We start from the raw sequence: 24,029 nt of genomic DNA on the forward strand, positions 1-24,029 counted from the left end.
GCCAAGGCCACCGCAGTTTCAACCTCAGCGCTCCTTCGTCGCCGAGAAGACCAGCTCGGGATGCTTTTCCTGCTGGTAGCCGACGTCCCACGGGCTCTTTGCCATGAAAACGAGATCGCCGTCGCGGTCCTTGGCAAGGGTAGCTCGGTTGTACTTCTCGAATTCGTCGAGATCCTTCTGCGCCCCCTTGATCCAGCGCGCGGTGGCGAAGGGTGATGCCTCGAGGTTGGCGGCGACCTTGTATTCGGCATCGAGGCGCGAGATCAGCACCTCGAGCTGCAGCTGGCCGACCACGCCGACGATCCACTGCGCGCCTATCTCGGGATAGAAGACCTGGATCACGCCCTCTTCGGACAGATCGTCGAGCGCCTTCCTCAGCTGCTTGGTCTTGGTCGGGTCGACCAGCGCGACGCGGCGGAGGATTTCCGGGGCGAAGTTGGGCAGGCCGGTAAAGCGGACCTTGTTGGTCTCGCTCAGCGTGTCACCGACGCGCAGCGTGCCGTGGTTGGGAATGCCGATGATGTCGCCCGCCTCGGCCGTGTCGGCAAGCTCGCGGTCCTGCGCGAAGAACAGGATCGGCGAATGGATCGCGATCGGCTTGCCGAACCCCGAGGGCGTGAGTTTCATGCCGCGTTTGAAGGTCCCCGAAACCTGCCGCATGAAGGCAATGCGGTCGCGGTGGTTGGGGTCCATGTTGGCCTGGACTTTGAAGATGAAGCCGGTGACCTCGTCGCGCTCGGGGCTGATCTGCTCCTCGCCCGCGGGTTGCGGACGCGGCGGCGGGGCCCACTTGGCGATGGCGTCGATCAGTTCCTCGACCCCGAAGTTCTTCAGCGCCGAACCGAAAAAGACCGGCGTCAGGTCACCGTTGCGATAGGCCTCGAGGTCGAACTCGGGATAGCCTTCGCGGACCAGCTCGATTTCTTCCGCCAGATCGTCGGGCAGATCGCCCAGCGGCTCGCGCTTGCCGCGATATTCGCGGCTGTCGCCTTCGGGCTTCGCCACCGTGTCGTCGGCGAAGTCGAGCACGCCGGTGAACAGACCGCCCATGCCGAGCGGTGCGCTCTGCGGACTGACGTCGAGCGCCAGCGCATCGGCAACCTCGTCGAGGATTTCGAACAGCGAGCGGCCTTCGCGATCGACCTTGTTGACGAAGGTGATGATCGGCACGTTCCTGAGGCGGCAAACCTCGAACAGCTTCTTGGTCTGGCTCTCGATACCCTTGGCAACGTCGATGACCATGACCGCCGAATCAACCGCGGTCAGCGTGCGGTAGGTGTCCTCGGAAAAGTCCTCGTGGCCCGGGGTGTCGAGCAGATTGAAGGTGATCCCATCCTTCTCGAAGGTCATCACGGAGGACGTCACCGAGATGCCGCGCTGCTGCTCGATCTTCATCCAGTCCGAACGGGCACGCCGTGCCTGCCCGCGTGCCTTGACCTCGCCCGCGAGGTGGATCGCGCCGCCCTGCAGCAGCAGCTTTTCGGTCAGGGTCGTCTTGCCCGCGTCAGGGTGCGAGATGATCGCGAAGGTACGGCGATTAGAGGTCATCTTGGGTAACGGGTTTCTTGATGATGAGCTTGCGCAAGCCAATGATGGCAAGCCCGTAGAGGACGAAGGCGAAGTCGACGACCAGCAACAGGAAGCCGCCGATGGCCCCGTCGCCGGGAATGCTGAGAACCGATGCGCCCCACAGGCCGAGCAGCGCGGCGATCACTGCCAATGTAGCTATCGCCACGCGGGGCGAAAGAGCCGCGAGCAAGGCCGGGAAGCCGGCAAGGACGATTGCGCCGAGCAGGAAGAACCCGCCATTGGCTTCGTCGATATCCATGTCGAGCATGCCCCTCCCGACGAGATAGGTGAGGAGCAGACCGGCGAGGAACACGCCCAGCACCAGGAAGGTCTTGGGGGTCATTGTCAGTCGCGCGCCACGCGGAAACCGGCGAAATCCTGGTTGACCGGCATTAGTTCGAGGCGGTTGATGTTGAGGTGCGGCGGCAGCTCGGCGACCCAGCGAATGGTGTCGGCGATGTCCTGTCCGGTCATCGGATTGACCCCGCGATAGAGATCGTCCGAGGCCTGCTGGCTGCCGGTGCGGACGAGAGTGAACTCGGTTTCGACCATGCCGGGCTCGATGCTGGTCACGCGCACGCCGGTGCCGTGAAGATCGGCGCGCAGGGCCAGGGTGAAGTGATTCACGAAGGCCTTGGAGCCGGCATAGACGTTGCCGCCGGGGTAGATGTAGCTGCCTGCGACCGAGCCGATGGCGATGATCGCGCCCTTGCGCTCGATCAGGGTCGGCAACAGCTTGCGCGTCAGCACCACCATGGCGGTGACATTGGTGTCGATCATGGTCTGCCAGTCGGTCAGGTCGGCTTCCTGTGCCGGCTTCAAACCTTGCGCCAGTCCCGCATTGTTGACCAGCAGGTCGATCCCGGCGAACTCTTCCGGCAGGTTGGCGATTGCCTCGTCCAGCGCGGAGGTATCGCGCACGTCGAAACAGGCTGCGTGAACCTTGTCCGCACCAAGCTCGGCCACGAGGGCATCGAGCCGCTCCTTGCGCCGCCCGGTCGCCACGCAGCGCCAGCCGCTCGCCACCAGCGTGCGAACAGTCGCCTCGCCGATCCCGGCGGTGGCCCCGGTGACGAAGGAAGTCTTCATCCGCGCAGCTCCGCGCCCTGCTTGGCGGCAGAGGCGACCACCTTGTCCGAGATTGCCTTGATCTCGGTATCGGTGAAGCTCTTGTCGCCCGGCTGGAGGACGACTTCGACCGCGACCGACTTCTTGCCTTCGGGCACGCCTTGTCCGGCAAAGACGTCGAACACGCGGGCGGACACGATCGTCTGCTTGTCCGCACCCTTCACTGCACGGACGAGTTCATTCGCGGCGAGGTCCGAGGGGACGAGGAATGCGAAGTCGCGCGTGATCGCCTGCAGTGCGGGCGGCGCATAGGTCGTGCGGGCGAAGCCGCCGCTGCCTTTCTTCGGCGGGATGGCATCGAGGAAGATTTCGACCGCCATGACCGGCCCGTCGATGTCGAAGGCCTTGAGCGTCGCCGGATGCAGCGCACCGAAGCGGGCGAGCACGTTCTTTGGCCCGAGGCGCAAGGTGGCCGACTGGCCGGGGTGGAACTGCGCACCCGCCTCGCCCATCACCATGAGGTTGTCGACCGGGGCACCGGCAGCTTCGAGCAGGGCCATGGCCTCGGCCTTGGCGTCGAAGGCGTCGAATTGGGCAGCCTTGCCGCTGGCCCAACCGCGCGCGGTCTTGTCGCCAGCCAGGATGACGCCGAGCGTCGGACGCTCGTCGCTCGCACCGCCTTCCCCGCGGAAATAGCGGCGACCGATTTCGAACAGGCGAGAACCGTCGGCACCGCGATCGGCATTGCGCTTGGCCGCCGCGATCAGTCCCGGGAGCATGGACGGGCGCATTGCCTTCATGTCCTCGCTTATCGGGTTATCGAGCACCCAGAGGCCACCATTGCCATCGGCGAAATGATCGGCATCCGCCTGCGGCAGGAACGACCAGGTCACCGCCTCGTCGAGCCCGCGACCGGCAGCGACACGGCGCAGCTTGCGCTCCATCTTCTGCAGCGGCGTGGCGGTCGGGCGGGCAACCCCGTCCATGCGCGGCAGCGGTGCGCTGGCAACCTTGTCGAGCCCGTGGATGCGAACGACTTCCTCAACCAGATCGGCCGCGCCCTCGATATCGTGGCGGCGCAGCGGACAGGTCACCTGCCAGTCGCTGCCGACGGTGAAATCGAGCGCCTCGAGGATGCGGCGCTGTTCGGCTTCGTCCACCGCGACGCCGCCGAGGCGCGCGGTGAGCGTGGGGTCGAAAGCAATCACTTTCGCTTCCTCCGGCGGCTGACCGGCGCGGACAACCTCGCTCGCCTCGCCGCCGCAAATGCGCTGGATCAGCGAGGTCAGCAGGGCGAGGCCATCGTCGAGGAAGACCGGATCGACGCCGCGCTCGAAGCGCGTGCGCGCATCCGAGGCTAGGCCGAGCTTGCGACCCGTCACGCCGATGCGGGTGGGGTCGAAATAGGCGATTTCGAGGAGAACGTCGGTCGTGTCCTCGGTCACGCCCGAGTGCTCGCCGCCCATGATGCCCGCGACGTCGTGCACGCCATTGGCGTCGGCGATTACGGTCATGGTCTCGTCGAGCGTGTAGGTCTTTTCGTTAAGCGCCAGCACCTGCTCGCCGCTTTTTGCGCGACGGGCGACCACTGCGCCGTTCAGCTTGGCGAGGTCATAGGCATGCGCCGGGCGCCCGAAGGCAAGCATGAGGTAGTTGGTGATGTCGACCACTGCCGAGATAGGACGCTGGCCCGCGGCCTTGAGGCGGCGCTGCATCCACTCAGGGCTGGTGCCGTTGGCGACACCCTTGATCACCCGGCCATAGAAAGCCGGGCACCCTTCGGGATCGTCGGTGCGAATTTCGACCGGGCACGCGCCCCTGGCCTCGATCGCCGGGATCTCGATCGGCTTGAAAGTGCCGAGGCCCGCCGCCGCAAGGTCGCGCGCGATGCCGTAGACGCCCATGCAGTCGGGCCGGTTGGGCGTGATCGCCACGTCGAAAATGGGTGAAGTGTCGCTGTATTCGGCAAAGCTGGTGCCGACCGGTGCATCCTCGGGCAGTTCGATGATGCCGTCATGCTCGTCACCGAGCTCGAGCTCGCGCACCGAACACATCATGCCGTTGCTCTCGATCCCGCGGATCGCGCTCTTGCGCAATTCCATGCCGTTGGCTGGGACAACCGCGCCGGGAAGGCCGAGCACGCCCTTCATCCCGGCCCGCGCGTTGGGCGCTCCGCAGACCACCTGGAGCGGATCGCCTTCACCGGTATCGACGGTCAGAACCTGCAGCTTGTCGGCATCGGGATGGCGTGCAGCGGTAAGCACCTTGGCAACACAGAAGCCTGCCAAACGCAGTGCAGGATCCTCTATATCCTCTACTTCATGGCCTATACGGTTGAGCGCGGCAGCGATCTCCGCCACCGAAGCTTCGGTGTCGAGGAAGTACTTGAGCCATTCGAGCGAGAACTTCATGCGCGCGCTCCTACACCTGCGGAGAGCGTCGGCTGGTCGAAGGGCGAGAAGCCATAATGCGACAGCCAGCGGCCGTCGCCGTCGAAGAAGGCACGCAAGTCGTCCATCCCGTATTTGAGCATGGCGAGGCGGTCGACGCCGACGCCGAAGGCGAAGCCCTGCCAGACGTCGGGATCAAGGCCCGCGAATTCGATCACCCGGCGGTTGATGACGCCCGAACCGAGCAGCTCCATCCAGCCGTGCCCCGGCGCATCGCCGTCACCGCCGAGCACGCGGCGCCCGTCGACATCCTGCCAGCCCACGTCGACCTCGACCGAGGGCTCGGTGAAGGGGAAGTAGCTGGGGCGCAGGCGCAGGACGATGTCCTCGCGCTCGAAGAAGGCCTTGAGGAAGGTCTCCAGCGTCCACTTGAGATGGCCGAGGTGGATGCCCTTATCGACCACCAGCCCTTCGATCTGGTGGAACATCGGCGTGTGCGTTGCGTCGCTGTCCGAGCGATAGACGCGGCCCGGCGCGATGATCCGCAGCGGGGCACCCTGTTCGACCATCGAGCGGATCTGCACCGGCGAGGTATGCGTCCGCAGCAGCATGCGGCGACCCTCGCTATCCACGTCGGGAAAATAGAATGTGTCGTGCATCGCACGGGCCGGGTGCGTCTCGGCCATGTTCAGCGCGGTGAAATTGTGCCAGTCGTCCTCGATCTCGGGCCCGGTCGCGACCGAGAAGCCGAGGTCGGCGAAAATCTCCGCCAGCTCGTCCATCACCTGGCTGACAGGATGCACGCTCCCCTTCGGCGCTTCCGGAGCGGGCAGCGTCAGGTCGAGCGTTTCCGTTGCCAGCCGCGCATCGAGCTCCGCTGCGTCGAGCACGTCCTTCTTCACCGCCAGCGCATCGGCGACATCAGTGCGGAGGCCCTGGATCTTCGGCGCTTCGGTCTGGCGTTCTTCGGGGCTCATCGCGCCCAGCGTCTTCATCAGGCCGGAGATCGAGCCCTGCTTGCCGAGAAATTCGACGCGCAACCCCTCAAGGGTCGCTGCATCAGGGGCTGCGTCGATCCGCGCGAGCGCGTCGGCTTTGAGAGTTTCGAGGTCGGTCATGGAACACTGGTCTGGCGTTGGCGGAAATGCTGAACGCGCCCCCTAGCGCCTTAGGCGCGTGTTCCCAAGCCCCGATTGGTCAGCGCAGCAAAGCAGGCTTCGGCGTGTGCAGTGCCTGCATCGCCACGCCCGCCGCCTTGCTGGTAACGCGGACCGCAGCCTCGACGAGCGGATGCGGCCGATCGGCATACTGGCCGGGGGTCATTCCCATGACGGATCGGAACTCGCGAATGAAATGTGCCTGGTCCGAATAGCCGTGGTCGAGTGAATTAATCCACCGCATCGACGGATCGAGCATGTAGCGCCCCAAGCTGCGCAGGAAACGCTGACGCCGCAGGAGCGCCGCCGGCGGAAATCCGAAATGCCGGTTGCAGAAGCGTTCGAATGTACGCTGGTTCATGCCAGCCAGGCTCGCAAGGTGAGAGGAGGACGTGACCCGACCCGATCCGATGGCGAGGTGGACGGCATGGATGGTGCTCTCGTGCGCAGGCCGCTCCCCCAGAAGCGCGCGGAATGTCGTATTGAGCAGCTGGATCACCTGCGCTTCGTCGAGTGCACCGGAAACAACGGTCCCAAACATCCTGTAAAGCTCGCCGAGTTCGGGATAGTTGGCGAGGTCATCATTGCGGTTCGCGAATTCGTTGGCATTCATGCCAATGAAGCGCGCCCATCCTGCCGGTGTCAGGCCGACCCCCCAGTATTCGCCAGTCGAGACCCGGACATGGGTCGCCTTGTCGGTCGAACCGGAAAGGATGACGGGCGGAATCTCCTTCAATTCCCCCGGGCCGATCGACGCGCGATAGAGCTCCGCGACCCCGCATCTCAGGTTGGCCTCCTCGGGCGACATCCAGTCCTCGAGCACCATTCCCGGGGCAATGCGAGTGCAGTAGTAACCGGACAGATATGGCGCCAGATCGACAGGAGTGTCGAAGACGAGCATCGAGAGCTGGTCCGATGCGAATTCCGAAATCCTGGGTAATCTGAGCGCCATTCGAACCCCTGAGCTTCGCCGATTTGGCGGCCAAGCCTTTAAATGGCAACAGTTTCATGGCCAGCCTGTCTAGAAAGACCGGCATGGTTTCAGGTCGTAGGCGGCTTGTGAAGGACCTGCACCGCCTCCCCCGCCACGGCCTTGCGGGCATGTGCAGCAGCACCCAGCACTGGATGTGGCAGCCGGGCATATTCGCTCGGACTCATGCCCATGAAGCGCTTGAAGTCGCGGACGAAATGAGCCTGGTCGTGGTAGTGGCTGTCGAGCGTCTCGATCCATTTGAGCGAGGGGTCGAGCATGAACTGGGCAAGGCTGCGCAGGAAGCGCTGTCGCCGTAACAACATCTGGGGCGGGAACCCGAAGGCTGTGAGGCACAACCGCTCGGTCGAGCGAATGCTAAGCCCGCTTTCCGCAGCGAGTTCGGCAACGGTGTGGATCAGCGGGTCGACCAAGGCCCTTTCCAGACGGATGACTTCCTGATCGCGCTGCCCCGTCGGCCCCAGGGCGGCGCGCAGGGCTTCGACCAACCGGTCGCGATGGCGTGCAGGATCTTCTCCCTGCTGCTCGAACACCGCATCCAGCAGGCGCAACCGGGTAAGCGCGGGCTCCTTCAGGACGTCCACGTGGCGGTCGGCATAATCGCTGGCAGCGGCCGAAGTCAGCCGGGTCCAGCCCAGCGGGAGCAGGCCGATGCCCCAAGAACGGCCAGGCCGCGCCACAAACCGCGTTGCATGACTGGTCGGACCGGTCATTACGACGCGCGCAACCTGTTCCAGCTCGGTGTTGCCGATTGCAGCCGAAATCGAACCATCTGGAATCAGGCGCAGGTTTGCCCATTCCGGATGCAGCCTGTCTTCCACGGGAAGGCAATCGTCGGCGCCGCTGATTTCCATCAGATAGATGGTGGTGACGAAGGGGCGCAAATCCTCAGGCGGAAGATAGAAGCGCAATGCGACGCAATCTGCCCCCGCGCCGCGACTCACCGCCGCCCACCTGCTGGCTGCAAGCCCGATAGCCCCGTCATTGTGCTCTGTTTCTGCAACATCCTTGCCGTTGACCTAGCAAATCGTGCCACGAAGGCGATAGCCTATTTGGGTCGGTCGAGCGTCTGTACCGGAGATCCCCAGACACGCTGGCGTTCGCTCATGAAGGCGCTGATGATCGGGTGGGACATGGCGGCATATTCGCTCGGGGTCATTCCCATGAAACTGTGAAACTCGTGCACGAAGTGGGCCTGATCGTGGTAGTGGCGGTCAATTACCGAAGACCAGCTTCCTCCATCGAGCATGAAAGCGGCCAGCGTGCGCATCAATCGCTGCCTGCGCAGCAAGAGACGGGGCGAGAAGCCGAAATGGCGATTGCAGAGACGCTCAAGCGTACGTTTGGAAAAGCCGGTGCGCTCGGCGAATTCCTCCACCTGTAGAAGATACGGATCGACCATGACCTGGTTGATCATGGTGATCCGGTCGGACTCCTTGGGAGGCCCGGCCAGACCGCGGAAGAAGTCGATCAGAACCGCGAATTCACGGTCGTCGTCCGGCGCGTTGTCAAAGAGCAGGTCGGCCAGAGGCACGAACGGCGCAAAGATCGGATTTTTCTCACCGTCAGAAACCGTATTGGTGTGCTCACACGCCGGGGCCTTGATGAACCTTGCCCAGCCCAGCGGCATCAGCCCTATCCCCCACATTCGCGTGTTGCCCAGTTTGAAGTGAGCCGGACGCGAACTGGGACCGGTCGCCTGGAACCGGCACCCGTCTACCGACGATCCTCCGACGATCTCGGCATATGGCGGATTGGAAGCGAAGAAGCGGAGGTTCGACCATTCCGGCTGCAGGCAATCCTCGACACTGTCGCAGTCAATGGGCTCGACCTCCATGCGGTAGAAGGTCGTAAAGCAAGGCGCCAGGTCCTCCGGCGGTGCATAGAACTTGACGTCGAGCCGGCAGGATCCGGTCATGGCCTCCCCCACAAGAGAAAGCCGATCTTACCAGCTTGTATGTTCGCGACAAGTTGGCACGAAAAAGGGCGCCCCGATCCGGGACGCCCTCTTCTGATTTCGTCGACGGGAAGATTAGGCCGGAAGGGCCTTCTTCGCCTGGTCGATGATCGCCTTGAAGGCTGCGCCTTCGTTCATGGCGAGGTCGGCCATGACCTTGCGGTCGAGTTCGATGCCGGCCAGCTTGGTGCCGTGCATGAACTGCGAATAGGTCAGGCCTTCGGCGCGAACCGCTGCGTTGATGCGCTGGATCCACAGGGCGCGGAAGTTGCGCTTCTTAATCTTGCGGTCGCGATAGGCATACTGGCCGGCCTTCTCGACGGCCTGGCGCGCGATGCGGATGGTGTTCTTGCGGCGACCGCGATAGCCCTTGGCCTGGTCGAGAATCCGCTTGTGCTTCTGGCGGGTGGTCGTGCCGCGCTTGATACGGGACATGCTCTAGTACTCCTGAAAACGAAACGGGCTCAGTCGAGGCCGTAGGGGGCCCACTTCTTCACTGCCTTCCAGTCCGATTCGGACAGGACGGAGGTGCCGCGGTTCTGGCGGATGTACTTGGCATTGTGGCTGATCAGGCGGTGGCGCTTGCCGGCGACACCATGCTTGACCTTGCCCGTGGCGGTGAGCTTGAAGCGCTTCTTCACGCCGCTCTTGGTCTTCAGCTTGGGCATTTTCATCTCCTAACCGGAAAATGGGTGGTCAGAGACACGCTCGAACCGGCCCTGGCAGCCCTTTCAGCCAGGCAGGCACATGAATCACGTGTCGGTGAAGGGCGCGCGTTTAGCGTCTCATGCGCCGAATGCAAGTCAGAAGTGGGACAGGTACCCGCCGTCGACTGCCAGCGACTGTCCGGTGATGTAGGACGCCTCGGGCGAGGCCAGGAAGGCTACTGCTCCCGCGATCTCATCCGGTTCGCCCCAACGCCCTAGCGAAGTGCGCCTTGCAAGGTGTTCGGCCACGCCTTGGTCGGCGACCATCTCCGCATTGGCCTGGGTCGCGAAATAGCCGGGTGCGACCGAATTCACCGTGATCCCATCCGGTCCAAGCTCCGCCGCGAACGCGCGCGTCAATGCCGCCAGCCCGCCCTTCGACGCAGTGTAGGCAGCGTCGCCGCGGGCGATCTCGGCAGCGATCGAGGTAATGTTGATGATGCGCCCATATCCGCGCGCGCGCATCAGTGGCACGGCCCTCCGGGCAAGATCGAACGGTGCGACAAGATTAGTATCGAGCATGGCCCGCATCGCCGCCCGATCCAGTTCAGCAAAGGGTCGGCGATCACGATTGCCGACATTGTTGACGAGGATGTCGAGACCGCCTTCTTCGGCGATCTTGGCGAATGCGGCTGCAGTGGCCTCATCGTCGGAAATATCGAATGGTAGCGATCGTGCAGAGGTTCCGAGGCCGCCAACCACCGCTGCAAGGGCATCGCCGTCGCGACCATTGAGCCATACAATCGCTCCCGCGTTCACGAGACGCTGCGCAATCGCCAGGCCCATCCCTCGCGCAGCACCCGTCACCAGCGCGACCCGACCTGACAGCGAGGGGTTCATGCCCCCGACATCGCCTCGAGGACATCCTCAAGCCTCGCGGGATCGCCCAGGGCGATGACCGTACCATCGCTGCCTGCGTCGAGCGGATGGCCCTGCCAATCGGCCATCATTCCTCCTGCGCCTTCGACCACAGGGACGAGCGCGGCGTAGTCGTGCAACTTCAGTCCGCTTTCCATGACGAGGTCGAGGTGACCGCTGGCGAGAAGGGCGTAGTTGTAGCAGTCGCCGCCATAGACCGGGTAAGGCCGCTTCGGATAAGCCTTGGCGACGACCCGGAGATAGGCGTCCACCTCTTCGTCGGCGAAGGCGTGCGGGCTGGTCGTGGCGACCGATGCGCCTGCGAGAGCGCCACAGGCTCGAGTGCGTATCGGCCTGCCATTGAAGGTCGTTCCTTCACCGATCGCACCGACCCAGCGTTCACCTAGGATCGGCTGGTCGATCACGCCGAGAACGGGCCAGCCGTCCTGCAGCAGCGCAATCAGGGTTCCGAAAATCGGTCGCCCGGCCACGAAACTCTGGGTGCCGTCAATCGGATCGAAGACCCATTGGCGCGATGCGCCGTCGCGGAGCGAGCCGAACTCTTCGCCGATGATTCCCTCGGTGGGACGCTCGGCCTCGACTATGCGGCGCATAGCCTCTTCCGCCGCACGGTCGGCGACCGTCACTGCGGTGTGATCGTCCTTGTGTTCCACCTGCCAGTCACCGCGAAAAAGCGGGCGGATGGCTTCTCCCGCGGCGTCCGCGAGGCGGTTGGCGAGCTCAATGTCTTTCGGCGTTACCATCAGGGACCTTGCATGCGGGCGACAAAGCGGCCCATAGAGTGCGTGCGCCGCGTGTCAAACGCGCGGTGCCAAGGCAAAGGGGCGCGGGGCAATCGACGATCCAGCCATCCATTCATTGACGGGAACGTCGCGCCAGGGTGCCCCCCTGGCACAATCTCGCGCGGGCGCTCCAGACATCGTGACATGGTTCGACTGGCTGAGCGTTGCAGAAGGCGAGTTGCCCGAAGGCGCAACCGTTTCCTGCGGCATGCTGGGTGACCAGCCCTGCATGCGTCTGCTGTGGGGTGGGGTCTGGACCGCCGAAACCCGTGATGGTCACATGGTTTTCGACCCGGGCGAGAAGGGCATCACGCTCTATTTCGGACCGCAGTCGCGATACATGCCGATCTCGGTCACAGGATCGTATCGTGCCCTGACCATGCATCTTGCCACTGGCGCACCCGCAGTTCTTGCAGGGCCGACCCAGATTGATCTCCTCGACCGCATCGAGGTTCATGAGGACATCGTCGGCCACGGCAAGCTGACCTCCAAGATACCGCTCGAACAGGATTACGAATGCTGGATGCAAGCGCTGGAGGAGCAGCTTCGCAAGTTCCTTGACGCTACCGGACGGCGCCTGCCCGATCCGCTTTCCGCATCCTTCGAACGGGAATGCATCGTCGCGCCCGATTTCACCATTTCCGAATTTGCAGCTGCCCATGGCGTTTCAACCCGAACGGTCGAAAGGGCGGTCAGACGCGACTTCGGCGTCAGTCCTACCTTCGCGCTGCGCCGTGCCCGGGCCCTTGATATGGCTGCCGCACTCCTCGACGTCGCGGAACCGGGCGCAGAAAACGAGATACGTCTGCGCTATTTCGACCAGTCGCACCTTATCCGCGAAATAAGGCACTTCTTCGGAATGAAGCCGAGCGAACTATCGGGACGCAAACACCCGCTGCTATCGCTAAACATGGAATCGCGGCAACGCCGCCGCATGCAGGCCCTTGCGGAACTGGAAGAGGAAGGTCGCCGGGGCGTTATACCGTGGCGAGAGCGCAGCACGCCTCCTGCCACTTAGCGCTCTCGGGCAGCAAATCAGTCGAAGAGCGAGCTGACCGATGCCTCGTCGGAAATACGGCGCACTGCTTCGCCGATGAGCGGAGCGATGGTCAGGATGCGGATTTTCTTGCTGTCCGAAGTCGCATCGGTGGCGCGGATGGTGTCGGTAATGACCAGTTCCTTGAGCGCCGAACCATCGACGCGCGCTACTGCGCCGCCCGACAGCACCCCATGCGTGATGTAGGCCGCGACCGAACTGGCGCCTTCGTCGAGCAGGGCCTGCGCCGCGTTGCACAGCGTGCCACCCGAATCGATGATGTCGTCGATCAGGATGCAGTGGCGGCCCTTTACGTCACCGATGATGTTCATGACCTCGCTTTCGCCCGGGCGGTCGCGACGCTTGTCGACGATGGCCAGCGGGGCGTTGTCGAGCCGCTTGGCGAGCGCGCGGGCGCGCACCACGCCGCCGACGTCGGGCGAGACGACCATCAGGTCCTGGTCGCCGTAGCGCGCCTGGATGTCCGCGGCCATGACCGGCGCAGCAAACAAGTTGTCGGTCGGAATATCGAAGAAGCCCTGGATCTGGCCAGCGTGGAGGTCGACGGCCAGCACGCGATCGGCACCCGCCTCGGTGATCAGATTGGCAACCAGCTTGGCGGAGATCGGGGTGCGCGGGCCGGGCTTCCGGTCTTGGCGGGCGTAGCCGAAGTAGGGAACGACTGCGGTGATGCGCTTGGCCGACGCGCGGCGCAGGGCATCGATACAGATCAGCAGCTCCATGAGATTGTCGTTCGCCGGATAGCTGGTCGACTGGACGACGAAGACATCCTCGCCACGCACGTTCTCGTGGATTTCGACGAAGATTTCCTCGTCGGCGAAGCGGCGCACCTGCGCGTCCACCAGCGGCATCTCGAGATAGGCTGCGATCGCGCGGGCGAGCGGCAGGTTCGAGTTGGCGGCCATGATCTTCATCGCAAGCGAATCCCCGTTATCGGCTGTGGCAACCGCCTAGCCGAGAGTCATGGGATTGCAACATGCGAAGCGGCGGTTTCCCCGTCGCCAACGCCACAACCGTCCGTCACTTCGGGCGATGTTCGCCCCGGATCCAGCGCACGGTGCCCGAGCTGGCGCGCATCACCACGCTTTCGGTCGTCATGCGGCCATCGCGCAGGTACTTCACGCCGTCGAGCAGCGAACCCGAGGTCACGCCCGTAGCAGCGAAGATGCAGTCGCCCTTCACAAGGTCGTCACGCGTGTAGATGCGGTCGAAATCGGTGATGCCCCACTTGCGTGCACGGGCCTTCTCATCCTCGTTGCGGAAAACGAGGCGTCCGTTGAATTGCCCGCCGACACAACGCAACGCGGCCGCCGCCAGCACGCCCTCGGGCGCGCCGCCCTGGCCCATGTACATGTCGATGGTGGTGTCCTCGTCGGTCACCGCGATGACTCCCGCGACGTCCCCGTCACCGATCAGCACGACACCGCAGCCGAGGCCGCGCAGCTCGGCGATCAGGTCTGCATGACGTGGCCGGTCGAGCACGCAGACGATGATGTCCGACGGTTCGACGCCTTTGGCCGCAGCGACCGCCTTAACATTCTCGGTCGGCGTCTTGGCGAGGTCGATGATGCCCTCGGGATAGCCGGGTCCGACCGCGATCTTGTCCATGTAGGTGTCGGGCGCGTTGAGCAGGCAGCCCTCTTCGGCAGCAGCTAGCACCGCGAGCGCATTGGGCCCCGCCTTGGCGGTGATGGTAGTACCTTCGAGCGGATCGAGCGCGATGTCGATCTTGGGCCCCTTGCCCGGTGCGCCACCGACTTTCTCGCCGATATAAAGCATCGGAGCCTCGTCGCGCTCGCCCTCGCCGATGACGACTGTTCCGTCCATGTAAAGCGTGTCGAAGGCCTTGCGCATCGCCTCGACCGCGGCGGCATCTGCCGCCTTTTCATCGCCGCGCCCGATGAGCTTCGACGCAGCGACTGCAGCTGCCTCGGTCACACGGACCATTTCGAGGACGAGGATGCGATCGAGCGGGTTTTCGGCCGGCGAGTTCATATGCTGTTCAGTCCCTCAAAGCTGAATGGTGCCGCGGTCGCAGCCCATTCGAATTCGTATGCGCGCGCCGATAGACAGGGGAAATGGCATTGTCGAGACGACTGACCCGGATTGTGCCAGTCATCGCTCTTCTGACCCCCCTTGTCCCCCTTCACGCCCAAGCTCAGCAAGGCACTCCGCCCGAACGCATCGATCTGTTGGCAACGCGGGGGGGGGAATCTGAGGGTCCGCTCGAGGATTGCAGCGAGGAACAGGAAGCCGCTGCCATATCGGGCGAGATTGTGGTTTGCAGGAGGAAGGCCGACACTTCCCGCTACGGCTTCGACAAGGAAGAATGGGAAAGCCGCTACGCCGACAAGACGCGTGACAAGGACGACCCACGTGCCCCGGACCTCGAGCCCCACTATCCCGGCGTGGTCGTGGCGCGAGGTTGTTTCATCCCGCCTTGTCCGCCGCCACCGGCCCTTTTCATCGATGTCACGGCATTGCCGGCAGCGCCTCCGGGCTCTGACGCGGATCGGATTGCACGCGGCCTTGCGCCACTGGGACATGACGCTGCTTCACCTCCGGCGTTGAAAGAAGAACTCGGCCTCCCTCCCGTGCCTTCGGTCGAACAACAGGTCAGTCCTTCAGAATCGGCATCACCAGAGGCGGAGCCGTCAGGCTAGGCGAGCCGTCGAGCAAGGCCAGTGCCTGGGTGACACAGCGCTCGGGACCCTCGTGCGTCACCATCGCGACCTGCACTTCACCGCCATCCTCGTCGCGGCCACGCTGGATGAGGCTCTCGATCGACACCCCGGCATCGCGCATGGCGGCGGTGATCTCGGCCAGCACACCGGGGCGATCCGCAACGGTGAAGCGGATGTAGTCGCGTCCCACGCGCTCGCCGGGATCGCCCGGGTCGAGCGTCTCAAGTTGCGCTACCGGCACAGAGAACGGTGCGCCAGCGAGGCCGCGGGCGATGTCGATGAGATCGGCGACCACCGCACTCGCGGTAGGCCGGTCGCCTGCTCCGGCGCCTTGAAACAACAAGCGCCCTGCGAAATCTCCTTCGGCCACGACCGCATTGGTCGGGCCCGTGACGGCGGCAAGCGGATGGCGGAACGGGACGAGGCACGGGCGCACACGCTGCATGAGACGGCAAGTGCCGTCGTCACCCTCATCGAGATTGGCCACCCCGACCAGGCGCACGACATACCCCAGTGCGTCCGCCTGCGCGATATCGGTCGACCGCACTTCAGTGATGCCACTGGTGCGCACGCCAGCGAAATCGATCCGCGTGCCGAAGCCGATCGCGGCCAAGATGGCGAGCTTGTGTGCCGCGTCGATCCCCTCGATGTCGAAGGTCGGATCGGCTTCGGCATAACCCTGCTCCTGCGCCGCTTTCAACATGGCATCGAAGTCGGCACCGGTGCGCTCCATTTCGGAGAGGATGTAATTGCAGGTGCCGTTGAGGATGCCGTAAATTCTGGTGAGCGCGTTGGCGGCCGTGCCTTCGCGCAGGCCCTTCACCACAGGAATGCCGCCCGCGACCGCTGCTTCGAATGCAAATGGCGCACCTTTGATTGCCGCGAGCTCGGCAAGCTCCATTCCGTGATGTGCGACCATCGCCTTGTTGGCGGTCACCAGACCCTTGCCCGCATCGAGCGCAGCACGGGCTAGACTCAGAGCCGGACCATCGGAACCCCCGACCAGTTCGACGACGACATCGACATCAGCCCGTTCGGCCATGGCCTGCATGTCATCGACCCAGGCATAGGGTGTAAGGTCGATACCGCGGTCCTTACTGCGGTCGCGGGCATTGATCGCGACGACTTCGATCGCCCGGCCGGCACGCCGCTCGACCATGTCGCGATTGGTCTCGAGCAGGCGGATCACGCCTGTCCCTACGGTTCCGAGCCCGGCTAGGGCGATGCGTAGCGGTTCAGCCATGGCGCGCAGCGACCCCGCCACGTTTTCGAGCAAGCGATTTCATGTTTCGCGGACTAGCGCAGCAGGGGGTCGGCTGGGAACCAGTTTGTCTTGGCGTGCGCCAAGCGCAAGCTGTTACCGCTGCGAGCGCGTGCAGGGGCCAAGCTGCTGCATCACGTAGGCATAGTCCTGTGCTGCCAGAGCCCGCGCCTCGGAGTCACGGGAGAGATTCGCTTCGGCCGGCAGACGGGGCGGGAGGGAGCAGGCCAAGCGGTACCATTCCAGCGTCCCGGTCTGCGGCGGGCGGGCGGCCTGGTCGACGATCTCGGTCCAGGAGACGCCCCAGCGCGGTGCCTGGTTGGGTCGTCTCACAATCGTGACGGAAACCGGCCCATCGTTTTCCGTATCCAGGAAGAGCTGTGTTTCCGATTCCCCTACCAGCGTGCCACTAACGGAGAGCACGTCGCGCACCCCCGTCACCCGAGGAGGTGCATCGGGCGATAGTAGCGATGCAAGCACCGGGCGGAGCTGCGCCTCGAATTCTGGCGTGTACGCGTACTGCGCATCTGGCCGGACGAGCTGGAGCTGGCCCGGGCGACCAGCCACCGGACGTGCGAACAGGACGAACTCCTGCTTCTTGAGCTTCGGCGCCTTGCCCTTTGCGGTCAGCGGCACATCGACAAGATAGCGCAGCGATTCGCCAAGCGGCGCGCGGCCTGCGATCAGCGCGGTCGTCTGAGCTTCTACATAAAGGCGCACGTGACCGGGAGCGAGGCCGTGAGAGCGCTCGGGCTCGACCGCGACCTGGTCCTTCACCTTTGCACGGACAACCAGCGGGGTGCCATCGGCAATCGCGACGACGTCGGCATAGGTCATGCCTGGTGTCGCCGAAACCTGCGCCGAAACGACGGCGGGCGACGATACAAGGGCCATGGCCAGCAGGATTGTCTGGGCGGGATTGCGCATCTGGTCGGCTCCGTTCGGGAAAAAATTGTGCAGCTTGCAGTCGAATCGGTCAATCATCGCTGATGGTGCACGGTTCCCCGCCAGCAATCCCCGCAAGCCACTGAATCCGCGGTTAACCGATAAAGCGTTTGCCCAAGTTGGGAGTCGTAGCTAAAGCCACGAGCCGGGCCCAAGCCATGATACATTATTGCTTGGGGGAGAGGACTTGGGGTTTCTATCGGGAACCGCAGGCCTTCCGCATCGTCGTTAACCTTAGGGGTTGCTGCGATGTTCGAAAGTTAATCGAGGTTCCGGGTCGCACGTATCGCACGTAATCCCGAAGAACCTCTCGTTCCCGGATCCCACCGGGACGACCGATGGAGTGAAGCGACCGAATGGCATATGCTGACCAACAGATGAGCGGCAATCGCGTTGTCGCGATCATCATTGTTGCCCTCATCCATATCGCTCTCGGTTACGCGCTTATCACGGGTCTCGCCTACGAGGCGGCGACCAAGATGATCGAGCGAGTGACCACGATCGATATCGAGGAGCCGCCGCCGCCCGAGCCGGAGGACGAACCTCCGCCGCCCGAACCCGACAATGCGCCGCCGCCGCCGGTGGCACCGCCGCCGCCGATCAATATCGCGCCGGCGCCGCCGCCGATCCGCACGCAGACCACGATTCCGCCGCCGGCACCGGTTGCGGTCCGTATCCCTGCACCTGCGCCGCCGGCACCGCCGCCGCCGCCCGCAGTGGACAAGGCTCGTGGTGCGACCCCCAAGGGTCAGGCAGGCTGGGCCCGCCGCATCCAGCAGAACTATCCTCGCAAGGCCGAACGTGAAGGCACCGAGGGTTCTGTGGGCGTTTCCGTCGTGGTCACCCCCGACGGTCGCGTCGGCAGCTGCACCGTGACGCGTTCGAGCGGCTCGAGCGATCTCGACTCCGCGGCTTGCGATGGCATGACTCGTTATGCCCGTTTCAACCCCGCGCTGGACTCGGCTGGTAACGGTATTCCCGACCAGTATTCGACCACCATCGTTTACCAGCTCAACTAGTTTCATCCCGCCCGGAAGGCGGGCACACATTACCTAAAAGGACCACTCGCTATGACCTTTGAAATTCTTGCAGCTGCCGCGGATGCGGCTCCGCAGAGCTCCTTCGGTTTCCTCGAAGCCATGGAACAGGGCGGTATTATCGCCTGGTCGATCCTCACCGTTCTCGTGATCATGTCGGTCGGCTCGTTCTACATCCTCTTCACCAAGCTGTTCGAGCAGCGCAAGGTGGTGGCGCAGTACAAGGGCGTTCGCACCAACTTCTGGAAGGCTAACAGCCTTCGCGAAGGCGCCACCAAGCTCGAAAAGAACAGCGCATGGCGCCAGCTCGTCGACGACGCGGTGACCGCTGAAGACCAGCACGCCAAGATGACCGACAAGCTCGAGGCGCACGACTGGATGCACGGCTCGCTCGCGCGTTCGGAAGACACCATCAACTCGAAGCTGGCCAGCGGCCTGCCGTTCCTGGCCACCGTCGGTGCAACCGCACCGTTCGTCGGCCTGCTCGGTACGGTTATCGGTATCTACCGCGCCCTGATCAACATCGGCATCGCCGGTTCGGCCTCGATCGACAAGGTCGCGGGTCCGGTCGGTGAAGCACTGATCATGACCGCCATCGGTCTGCTCGTCGCGGTTCCGGCCGTTTTCGCCTACAACTGGCTGCAGGGCCGCAACAAGCGCATCCAGGAAATGCTGAGCGCTTTCTCGACCGATCTGCTCGCCTACATCAACTCGAACGGTTCGGTTAAGCCGGCCGTGATGACCGCGCCGTCGACCCAGCAGGCCGCCAAGGCTGCTGCTACGGCCCCGGCCGCGAAGAAGTAATCGATGCCTTGCGAGGGGTTGCCGCGGCAGCCCCTCGCAGCAAACGCATCGAGCCCAAGAATTTCGAACGATAGGATTTGAACCATGGCGATTTCGACAGGAGGAGGAGAAGGTACTCCGATGTCGGACATCAACACCACGCCCCTGGTGGACGTGATGCTGGTGCTTCTGATCATCTTCCTCATCGCGGTTCCGGTCGCGATCCAGACCATCGAAAAGCTGGAAATCCCGGTCTTCGAATCGGTCGAATCGAAGGACAAGGTGGAGAATCTCCTCCTGACCGTCAGCACGACCGATGAAGCCGGTCGCAGTGCGGGTGAGCCCGGCTTTACCGGAGCTTCGCGCAGTGGCCAGTGCAGGGTCTACTTCAACAACATCTCGGCAGTCTCTTCCGAAGAGCTTTATGACCAGGCGTTCGAACGTCTGGACGCGATCGTCCAGCGCGCTGGCGGTCCTGAAGCTATCATGGAAGACCCGGACAAGATCCCGCAGGTACACATTCGCGGTGACGTGAATGCCCCGTGGTCCTGTGTTGCCGGTGCGATCTACAACGTCCAGGCGGCGGGCTACCCCACCGTCGGGTTTATCTCGAACCCGGTCGACCCCAACGGTTGATCGCGCGGTTCGACAGAGAAGACTAGGAGTAACCCACTATGGCAATGTCAGGCGGCAAGGATGATGGCGCGCCGATGATGGAAATGAACATGACGCCGTTGATCGACGTCCTGCTCGTTCTCCTCATCATGTTCATCATCACCATTCCGGTGGCAACCCACTCGGTCGACATCGACCTGCCCCAGCCGAACCCGACCCCGCCCGACGTGATCGTCGAGCCGGAGAAGAACAAGCTGGTGCTTACGGTCGACAACCAGATCCTCTGGAACGGCAATGCCATCGATCTCGGCCAGCTGCGCACGCTTCTGGCAGAATCGACCCAGATGGCTGTCGAACCCGAACTGCAGTTCGAACCGGAAGCTCTCGCCAGCTATGATCTCGCGGCAAAGGTGCTGCAGGTGATCAAGGCCAGCGGCGTGACCAAGTTCGGCTTCGTCGGCAACGAGCGTTACCGCACTTTCGGCAAGGCTGGCTAAAGTACCGGCGTAGCCAACACAAAGAAGCGGAGAAGGGGCGGAGCGATCCGCCCCTTTTCTTTGTCCGAAAGGCGGGAGTGGAAGCCGCTTCTCTTTGCTTCAGGGATACCCGAGCCCGCAAGCAGCTTGCTCACCACATCATTTTGTGATGTTATTACGTCTCTCACACGGGAGTCGCATGTGCCCTACACCCACCGCCGCTGTGCCACCACGTACCGTCCGATGTCGGAATTGAACATCACGCCTTTGATAGACGTCATGCTGGTACTGCTCATCATGTTCATCATGGTCATCCCGATCGCGACCCACTCCCTGCTCATTCCCCTTCCTAATGGTCCGGGCCGCTTTGAAATCCTGGAGGTCAACACGGTCCACATCGATGTAAGCGACCGGGTTTTCTGGAATGGTCTAGAGCTAGATCGCCAGGAGCTGTTGAACCAGTTGGCCAGTGCGGCGAAGAATACCGACCAGCCTCTCGTGCGCTTCGAGCCTGACGCTCGGGCCAGCTACGACAAATCAGCCAAGACGATCGCCCTCATCAAGGATTCCGGCGTGCGAAGGTTCGCGTTCATCGGCAACGAACGATACCGGAATTTTGATGCCGAATAGGTGGAAGCGGCGCGCAGGCGCTCGGATCAGGACCAGATTTGACCACGGCGAGCCCATCAGGTGGCTCGGACTTGTACCCTTGGCCGGCATTTTCGCCATTGCCGCAGCCCTGGTTCTCCTGACCTACGGCATCACACCGCACGTGCTGACTGTCGCTTTGCCCCTGCCCGGGCCCCATGAAGCAGGCCCCCTATCTCCTCCCGTAAACCGGCTGATTCTCAGGGAAAACGGGGCCCTTCTCTGGAACGGCGAGCCTGTTTCGGATCGCGACCTTGCCCTCATCCTCGACCAGCACGCCCAAATCGAGCCGCGGCCCGTCCTTCTGTTCACTCCGGATGCCAAGGCATCCTACGCGCGGGTTCTCGAGGTTCTCGGTATGGTGCGTTCGAAGGACCTGGTCGATCGATGCTTCAGGTTTTCGGAAATCTCGCGATACCGCCACTATGACCGGCCTGCGACCTTCGATACCCCTGCCCCTGCCCCTGCCCGTAGCGAAAGCTGCTCGCCACTGCTGAAGCTGGATTGAAGCCCGTTAGTCTAGAATTACGTCAACCTCGTCCACGCGCATCGCAGCCCCCGCCAGACTCTCCGCTTCTAGCAGCAATTCATCGTCGACCGAGCCTTGCGGCGTCGCCTCGCGTCCGATCATTACCATGACCGGCACGGCCAACGGACTGACGCGATCCAACTCGACATGGACCAGCTGCTCGGCCGCCCGGTCGAGGAGGTCGCCCAACCGTCCCACATCGGTCATCCGCGTCCGCGCGTCCGCCCAGGCAGCCTCGAGCAGGACATGGTCTGGTTCATACTTGCGCAGAACGTCGTAGATGAGGTCGGTCGAGAAGGTGACCTGCTTCCCCGTCTTGCGCTTGCCAGGGTGCTGGCGCTCGACCAGCCCGCCGATCACTGCCACCTCGCGGAAGGCGCGCCGCAGCAGGTGCGAATTCTGCACCCACTCAACGAACTCATCCTGCAAAATGTCCGGCGACAAGAGCGGGGCGGGATCCTTTACCGGCTTCAATCCCCATACGGCCAGCGAGTAGTCATTGGCGACGAAACCGCCCGGCATCAGACCCCGGTCCTCCATACGACGCGTGATCAGCATTCCGAGGCTCTGGTTCGCGTTCCAGCCTTCGAAAGTATAGTAGACGCTGTAGAACCGCTTGGCGTGGGGGAAGCTTTCGACGAGCAGCTGGCCCGGCCCGGGCATCTGCGAACGCCAGTCCTGGACTTCCAGCCATTCGCGGACGTCGTCGGGAAATCTGCCCCAGCCAGCGCGATCGACAAGCATAAAGCGTACGCGGTCAGCAAGATGGGTAGTCAGCGGCATACGCTGCCCGCCGTAACTCGGGATCATGGCGCTGGCCTTGGCGGCCTTCACGACCACTTCCATATCCTGCACCTTGATGACCTCGAGACTCATGCCGGCAAAGGCGAAAGTATCGCCGGGACTGAGCGAGGCAGCGAAGCGCTCCTCTACCTTCCCGAGGCTTCTCCCACCTCTTCCGCGACCTGCATTGATGCGCACGTCGAGCATCTCGGAATCGATGATGATCCCTGCATTGAGCCGGTGCCTTGCTGCCTGCTCCGGATGCGAAAGGCGCCACACACCCTTGCCGTCACGCACGATGCGCTTGAACTTGTCGTAGGCACGCAGGGCATAGCCCCCTGTCGCCACGAATTCGAGGACGCGACCCCAGACCTCCTTGTCGACCCAGGAATAAGCAAGGCTGGCGCGCACCTCTGCAAGCAGTTCCTCCTCCTGGAATGGACCGGCACAGGCACAGGCCATGACGTGCTGTGCCAGGACATCGAGCCCGCCGGGGCGGAAATCCTCCCCGTCGCGCTGACCTTGGTCGACAGCATCCTTGGCCGCCGTCGCCTCAAGGAATTCGAAGCGATTGCCCGGAACCAGCATGGCGCGGCTGGGCTGATCGAGCCGGTGGTTGGCGCGGCCGATCCGCTGGAGCAGGCGTGAGGAACCCTTGGGCGCGCCCATCTGCACGACCAGATCGATATCACCCCAGTCGACGCCAAGATCGAGGCTGGCGGTCGCCACGAGTGCGCGCAATTCGCCACGCGCCATCGCTCCTTCGACCTTGCGGCGAGCTTCCTTGGAGAGTGAGCCGTGGTGGACGCCGATGGGCAGATTGTCCTCGTTCACATCCCACAGGTTCTGGAAGATGTACTCGGCCAGAAAGCGCGTGTTGGTGAAGATCAGGGTCGTGCGGTTCTTTCGGATCTGGTCGTAAAGTTGTGGAATCGCCCAGGTCGCGGCATGCCCGCCCCAAGGGACTCGCTCTTCGTCCGGCAGGAGTATCTCGACCTCTGCCGGCGCGCCCTGCTCGCCCTCGACCAGTTCGACCGCATCTATGTCGCCCCACGGTGCCAGCCATTCGCGAAAACTCTCTGGGCTCGCGACAGTCGCGGAGAGCGCGGCGCGCCGCATGTCAGGAGCGATAGCCTGCAGGCGAGAGAGTGCCAGTGCCAGCAAGTCGCCGCGCTTGCCCGTAGCAAAGGCGTGAACCTCGTCGATGACGATGCGCTTCAATCCACGAAACAACTCGAAGCTCTCGGGATAGGACAGGAGCAGCGAGAGGCTTTCCGGTGTGGTCAGCAGAATGTGCGGCGGCCGCTCGCGCTGGCGCTTCTTGCGGTCCGAGGGCGTGTCGCCGCTGCGCGTTTCGATGCGGATCGGCAGACCCATCTCCTCGACCGGGGTGAGGAGGTTACGCTGGACGTCATGCGCCAGAGCCTTGAGGGGTGAGACGTAAAGTGTGTGCAAACCTTCTGGAGGAGCACGGCTTTCGAGCCGTGAAGGTGCGAAGTCCGCCAGCGTGGGAAGGAATCCCGCCAGCGTCTTGCCTGCGCCGGTGTCCGCCACCAGCAGGGCGTGGCGACCGGCATCACTCGCCGCGAGCATTTCTTCCTGATGGCGCCGGACTCGCCAGCCGCGCCCGGAAAACCAGGCAGCAATTTCCTGTGGTATGCGCTCTGGCTCCATGCCTCCCTGATATGGTATGGAGACGCCAACCAACAAG

24 protein-coding genes are annotated in these 24,029 nt (G+C 63.5%); 7 read left to right on the forward strand and 17 right to left on the reverse strand.

From position 1 onward, the window contains the following. Positions 1–24: 24 nt before the first annotated feature. The 12 genes from IRL76_RS12120 to IRL76_RS12175 all read right to left on the reverse strand — a co-directional run bounded on the left by IRL76_RS12120 (position 25) and on the right by IRL76_RS12175 (position 11,461). Positions 25–1,548 carry a peptide chain release factor 3 gene (locus IRL76_RS12120; protein WP_200981585.1) on the reverse strand — a complete coding sequence of 508 codons (1,524 nt, stop codon included), beginning with the start codon at positions 1,546–1,548 and terminating at the stop codon, positions 25–27. Continuing rightward, positions 1,538–1,912 (reverse strand): hypothetical protein, encoded by a 375-nt coding sequence (locus IRL76_RS12125; protein WP_200981586.1) that lies wholly within the window; start codon positions 1,910–1,912, stop codon positions 1,538–1,540. The genes IRL76_RS12120 and IRL76_RS12125 overlap by 11 nt, the downstream gene beginning before the upstream one ends. A 2-nt stretch (positions 1,913–1,914) precedes the next feature. Next, the gene (locus IRL76_RS12130) at positions 1,915–2,658 is read right to left on the reverse strand and encodes an SDR family NAD(P)-dependent oxidoreductase (protein ID WP_200981587.1); all 744 of its coding nucleotides are present in this window, start codon (positions 2,656–2,658) and stop codon (positions 1,915–1,917) included. Continuing rightward, entirely contained in the window at positions 2,655–5,048 is a 2,394-nt protein-coding gene (gene pheT / locus IRL76_RS12135; protein WP_200981588.1) for a phenylalanine--tRNA ligase subunit beta, read from the reverse strand. The genes IRL76_RS12130 and pheT overlap by 4 nt, the downstream gene beginning before the upstream one ends. Further along, a complete protein-coding gene (gene pheS, locus IRL76_RS12140) occupies positions 5,045–6,145 on the reverse strand; it encodes a phenylalanine--tRNA ligase subunit alpha (protein WP_200981589.1) in 1,101 nt (366 codons plus the stop codon). Before pheS ends, pheT begins: the two co-directional genes overlap by 4 nt. A 79-nt stretch (positions 6,146–6,224) precedes the next feature. Then, positions 6,225–7,136 carry a helix-turn-helix domain-containing protein gene (locus IRL76_RS12145; protein ID WP_200981590.1) on the reverse strand — a complete coding sequence of 304 codons (912 nt, stop codon included), beginning with the start codon at positions 7,134–7,136 and terminating at the stop codon, positions 6,225–6,227. Between the two features lie 89 nt (positions 7,137–7,225). Then, on the reverse strand, positions 7,226–8,119 hold the full coding sequence (locus IRL76_RS12150) for a helix-turn-helix domain-containing protein (protein WP_246449755.1): 894 nt from the start codon (positions 8,117–8,119) through the stop codon (positions 7,226–7,228). Positions 8,120–8,223: 104 nt separating this feature from the next. Continuing rightward, the gene (locus IRL76_RS12155) at positions 8,224–9,012 is read right to left on the reverse strand and encodes a helix-turn-helix domain-containing protein (RefSeq protein WP_216629294.1); all 789 of its coding nucleotides are present in this window, start codon (positions 9,010–9,012) and stop codon (positions 8,224–8,226) included. 195 nt (positions 9,013–9,207) lie between these two features. Then, the gene (gene rplT / locus IRL76_RS12160) at positions 9,208–9,567 is read right to left on the reverse strand and encodes a 50S ribosomal protein L20 (protein WP_200981592.1); all 360 of its coding nucleotides are present in this window, start codon (positions 9,565–9,567) and stop codon (positions 9,208–9,210) included. A gap of 29 nt (positions 9,568–9,596) precedes the next feature. Then, the gene (gene rpmI / locus IRL76_RS12165; RefSeq protein ID WP_200981593.1) at positions 9,597–9,800 is read right to left on the reverse strand and encodes a 50S ribosomal protein L35; all 204 of its coding nucleotides are present in this window, start codon (positions 9,798–9,800) and stop codon (positions 9,597–9,599) included. Between the two features lie 135 nt (positions 9,801–9,935). Continuing rightward, on the reverse strand, positions 9,936–10,679 hold the full coding sequence (locus IRL76_RS12170; protein ID WP_200981594.1) for an SDR family oxidoreductase: 744 nt from the start codon (positions 10,677–10,679) through the stop codon (positions 9,936–9,938). Beyond that, a complete protein-coding gene (locus tag IRL76_RS12175; RefSeq protein WP_200981595.1) occupies positions 10,676–11,461 on the reverse strand; it encodes an inositol monophosphatase family protein in 786 nt (261 codons plus the stop codon). Before IRL76_RS12175 ends, IRL76_RS12170 begins: the two co-directional genes overlap by 4 nt. A gap of 178 nt (positions 11,462–11,639) precedes the next feature. Here IRL76_RS12175 and IRL76_RS12180 point away from each other — a divergent pair, with 178 nt between their 5' ends. Next, a complete protein-coding gene (locus IRL76_RS12180) occupies positions 11,640–12,518 on the forward strand; it encodes a helix-turn-helix domain-containing protein (protein ID WP_200981596.1) in 879 nt (292 codons plus the stop codon). A gap of 17 nt (positions 12,519–12,535) precedes the next feature. Here IRL76_RS12180 and IRL76_RS12185 read toward each other — a convergent pair whose 3' ends face one another. From IRL76_RS12185 to IRL76_RS12200, 4 genes are all read right to left on the reverse strand, one after another. Further along, positions 12,536–13,471, reverse strand: coding sequence for a ribose-phosphate pyrophosphokinase (locus IRL76_RS12185; RefSeq protein ID WP_200981597.1), 936 nt, complete (start codon positions 13,469–13,471; stop codon positions 12,536–12,538). 106 nt (positions 13,472–13,577) lie between these two features. Further along, entirely contained in the window at positions 13,578–14,552 is a 975-nt protein-coding gene (glpX, locus tag IRL76_RS12190) for a class II fructose-bisphosphatase (protein WP_200981598.1), read from the reverse strand. Positions 14,553–15,173: 621 nt separating this feature from the next. Next, positions 15,174–16,484 (reverse strand): homoserine dehydrogenase, encoded by a 1,311-nt coding sequence (locus IRL76_RS12195; protein ID WP_200981599.1) that lies wholly within the window; start codon positions 16,482–16,484, stop codon positions 15,174–15,176. Between the two features lie 114 nt (positions 16,485–16,598). After that, positions 16,599–17,486, reverse strand: a complete 888-nt coding sequence (locus IRL76_RS12200; RefSeq protein WP_246449757.1) for a hypothetical protein — start codon at positions 17,484–17,486, stop codon at positions 16,599–16,601. Positions 17,487–17,824: 338 nt separating this feature from the next. On the opposite strand from IRL76_RS12200, the gene IRL76_RS12205 reads away from it, so the two are divergent. The 6 genes from IRL76_RS12205 to IRL76_RS12230 all read left to right on the forward strand — a co-directional run bounded on the left by IRL76_RS12205 (position 17,825) and on the right by IRL76_RS12230 (position 21,514). After that, positions 17,825–18,466 carry a TonB family protein gene (locus IRL76_RS12205; RefSeq protein ID WP_246449760.1) on the forward strand — a complete coding sequence of 214 codons (642 nt, stop codon included), beginning with the start codon at positions 17,825–17,827 and terminating at the stop codon, positions 18,464–18,466. Positions 18,467–18,517: 51 nt separating this feature from the next. After that, positions 18,518–19,288: a MotA/TolQ/ExbB proton channel family protein gene (locus tag IRL76_RS12210; protein WP_200981601.1), complete on the forward strand. Its 771-nt coding sequence runs from the start codon at positions 18,518–18,520 to the stop codon at positions 19,286–19,288. 84 nt (positions 19,289–19,372) lie between these two features. Next, positions 19,373–19,903, forward strand: coding sequence for an ExbD/TolR family protein (locus IRL76_RS12215; RefSeq protein ID WP_200981602.1), 531 nt, complete (start codon positions 19,373–19,375; stop codon positions 19,901–19,903). Between the two features lie 38 nt (positions 19,904–19,941). Continuing rightward, complete coding sequence (locus IRL76_RS12220; protein ID WP_200981603.1) at positions 19,942–20,379, forward strand: ExbD/TolR family protein; 438 nt, start codon at positions 19,942–19,944, stop codon at positions 20,377–20,379. 180 nt (positions 20,380–20,559) lie between these two features. Further along, a complete protein-coding gene (locus IRL76_RS12225; RefSeq protein WP_246449762.1) occupies positions 20,560–20,988 on the forward strand; it encodes an ExbD/TolR family protein in 429 nt (142 codons plus the stop codon). 79 nt (positions 20,989–21,067) lie between these two features. Continuing rightward, complete coding sequence (locus IRL76_RS12230; protein ID WP_200981604.1) at positions 21,068–21,514, forward strand: ExbD/TolR family protein; 447 nt, start codon at positions 21,068–21,070, stop codon at positions 21,512–21,514. A gap of 6 nt (positions 21,515–21,520) precedes the next feature. Here the strand turns inward: IRL76_RS12230 and IRL76_RS12235 are convergent, their stop codons facing one another. Further along, positions 21,521–23,992: a ligase-associated DNA damage response DEXH box helicase gene (locus tag IRL76_RS12235; protein ID WP_200981605.1), complete on the reverse strand. Its 2,472-nt coding sequence runs from the start codon at positions 23,990–23,992 to the stop codon at positions 21,521–21,523. Positions 23,993–24,029: the final 37 nt, after the last annotated feature.

Source organism: Qipengyuania soli, from assembly GCF_015529805.1.
In the GTDB taxonomy this organism is placed as follows: Bacteria; Pseudomonadota; Alphaproteobacteria; order Sphingomonadales; family Sphingomonadaceae; genus Qipengyuania; species Qipengyuania soli.

Excerpts from the sequence above, each read along its gene's own strand:
- pheT (WP_200981588.1), bottom strand. The coding sequence starts at position 5,048 with ATGAAGTTCTCGCTCGAATGGCTCAAGTACTTCCTCGACACCGAAGCT.
- IRL76_RS12120 (WP_200981585.1), bottom strand. The coding sequence starts at position 1,548 with ATGACCTCTAATCGCCGTACCTTCGCGATCATCTCGCACCCTGACGCG.
- IRL76_RS12155 (WP_216629294.1), bottom strand. The coding sequence starts at position 9,012 with ATGGAGGTCGAGCCCATTGACTGCGACAGTGTCGAGGATTGCCTGCAG.
- IRL76_RS12220 (WP_200981603.1), top strand. The coding sequence starts at position 19,942 with ATGGCAATGTCAGGCGGCAAGGATGATGGCGCGCCGATGATGGAAATG.
- IRL76_RS12200 (WP_246449757.1), bottom strand. The coding sequence starts at position 17,486 with ATGATTGACCGATTCGACTGCAAGCTGCACAATTTTTTCCCGAACGGA.
- rpmI (WP_200981593.1), bottom strand. The coding sequence starts at position 9,800 with ATGCCCAAGCTGAAGACCAAGAGCGGCGTGAAGAAGCGCTTCAAGCTC.
- IRL76_RS12215 (WP_200981602.1), top strand. The coding sequence starts at position 19,373 with ATGGCGATTTCGACAGGAGGAGGAGAAGGTACTCCGATGTCGGACATC.
- IRL76_RS12125 (WP_200981586.1), bottom strand. The coding sequence starts at position 1,912 with ATGACCCCCAAGACCTTCCTGGTGCTGGGCGTGTTCCTCGCCGGTCTG.
- glpX (WP_200981598.1), bottom strand. The coding sequence starts at position 14,552 with ATGAACTCGCCGGCCGAAAACCCGCTCGATCGCATCCTCGTCCTCGAA.
- IRL76_RS12185 (WP_200981597.1), bottom strand. The coding sequence starts at position 13,471 with ATGAAGATCATGGCCGCCAACTCGAACCTGCCGCTCGCCCGCGCGATC.
- rplT (WP_200981592.1), bottom strand. The coding sequence starts at position 9,567 with ATGTCCCGTATCAAGCGCGGCACGACCACCCGCCAGAAGCACAAGCGG.
- IRL76_RS12145 (WP_200981590.1), bottom strand. The coding sequence starts at position 7,136 with ATGGCGCTCAGATTACCCAGGATTTCGGAATTCGCATCGGACCAGCTC.
- pheS (WP_200981589.1), bottom strand. The coding sequence starts at position 6,145 with ATGACCGACCTCGAAACTCTCAAAGCCGACGCGCTCGCGCGGATCGAC.
- IRL76_RS12175 (WP_200981595.1), bottom strand. The coding sequence starts at position 11,461 with ATGGTAACGCCGAAAGACATTGAGCTCGCCAACCGCCTCGCGGACGCC.
- IRL76_RS12195 (WP_200981599.1), bottom strand. The coding sequence starts at position 16,484 with ATGGCTGAACCGCTACGCATCGCCCTAGCCGGGCTCGGAACCGTAGGG.
- IRL76_RS12205 (WP_246449760.1), top strand. The coding sequence starts at position 17,825 with ATGAGCGGCAATCGCGTTGTCGCGATCATCATTGTTGCCCTCATCCAT.
- IRL76_RS12130 (WP_200981587.1), bottom strand. The coding sequence starts at position 2,658 with ATGAAGACTTCCTTCGTCACCGGGGCCACCGCCGGGATCGGCGAGGCG.
- IRL76_RS12170 (WP_200981594.1), bottom strand. The coding sequence starts at position 10,679 with ATGAACCCCTCGCTGTCAGGTCGGGTCGCGCTGGTGACGGGTGCTGCG.
- IRL76_RS12235 (WP_200981605.1), bottom strand. The coding sequence starts at position 23,992 with ATGGAGCCAGAGCGCATACCACAGGAAATTGCTGCCTGGTTTTCCGGG.
- IRL76_RS12210 (WP_200981601.1), top strand. The coding sequence starts at position 18,518 with ATGACCTTTGAAATTCTTGCAGCTGCCGCGGATGCGGCTCCGCAGAGC.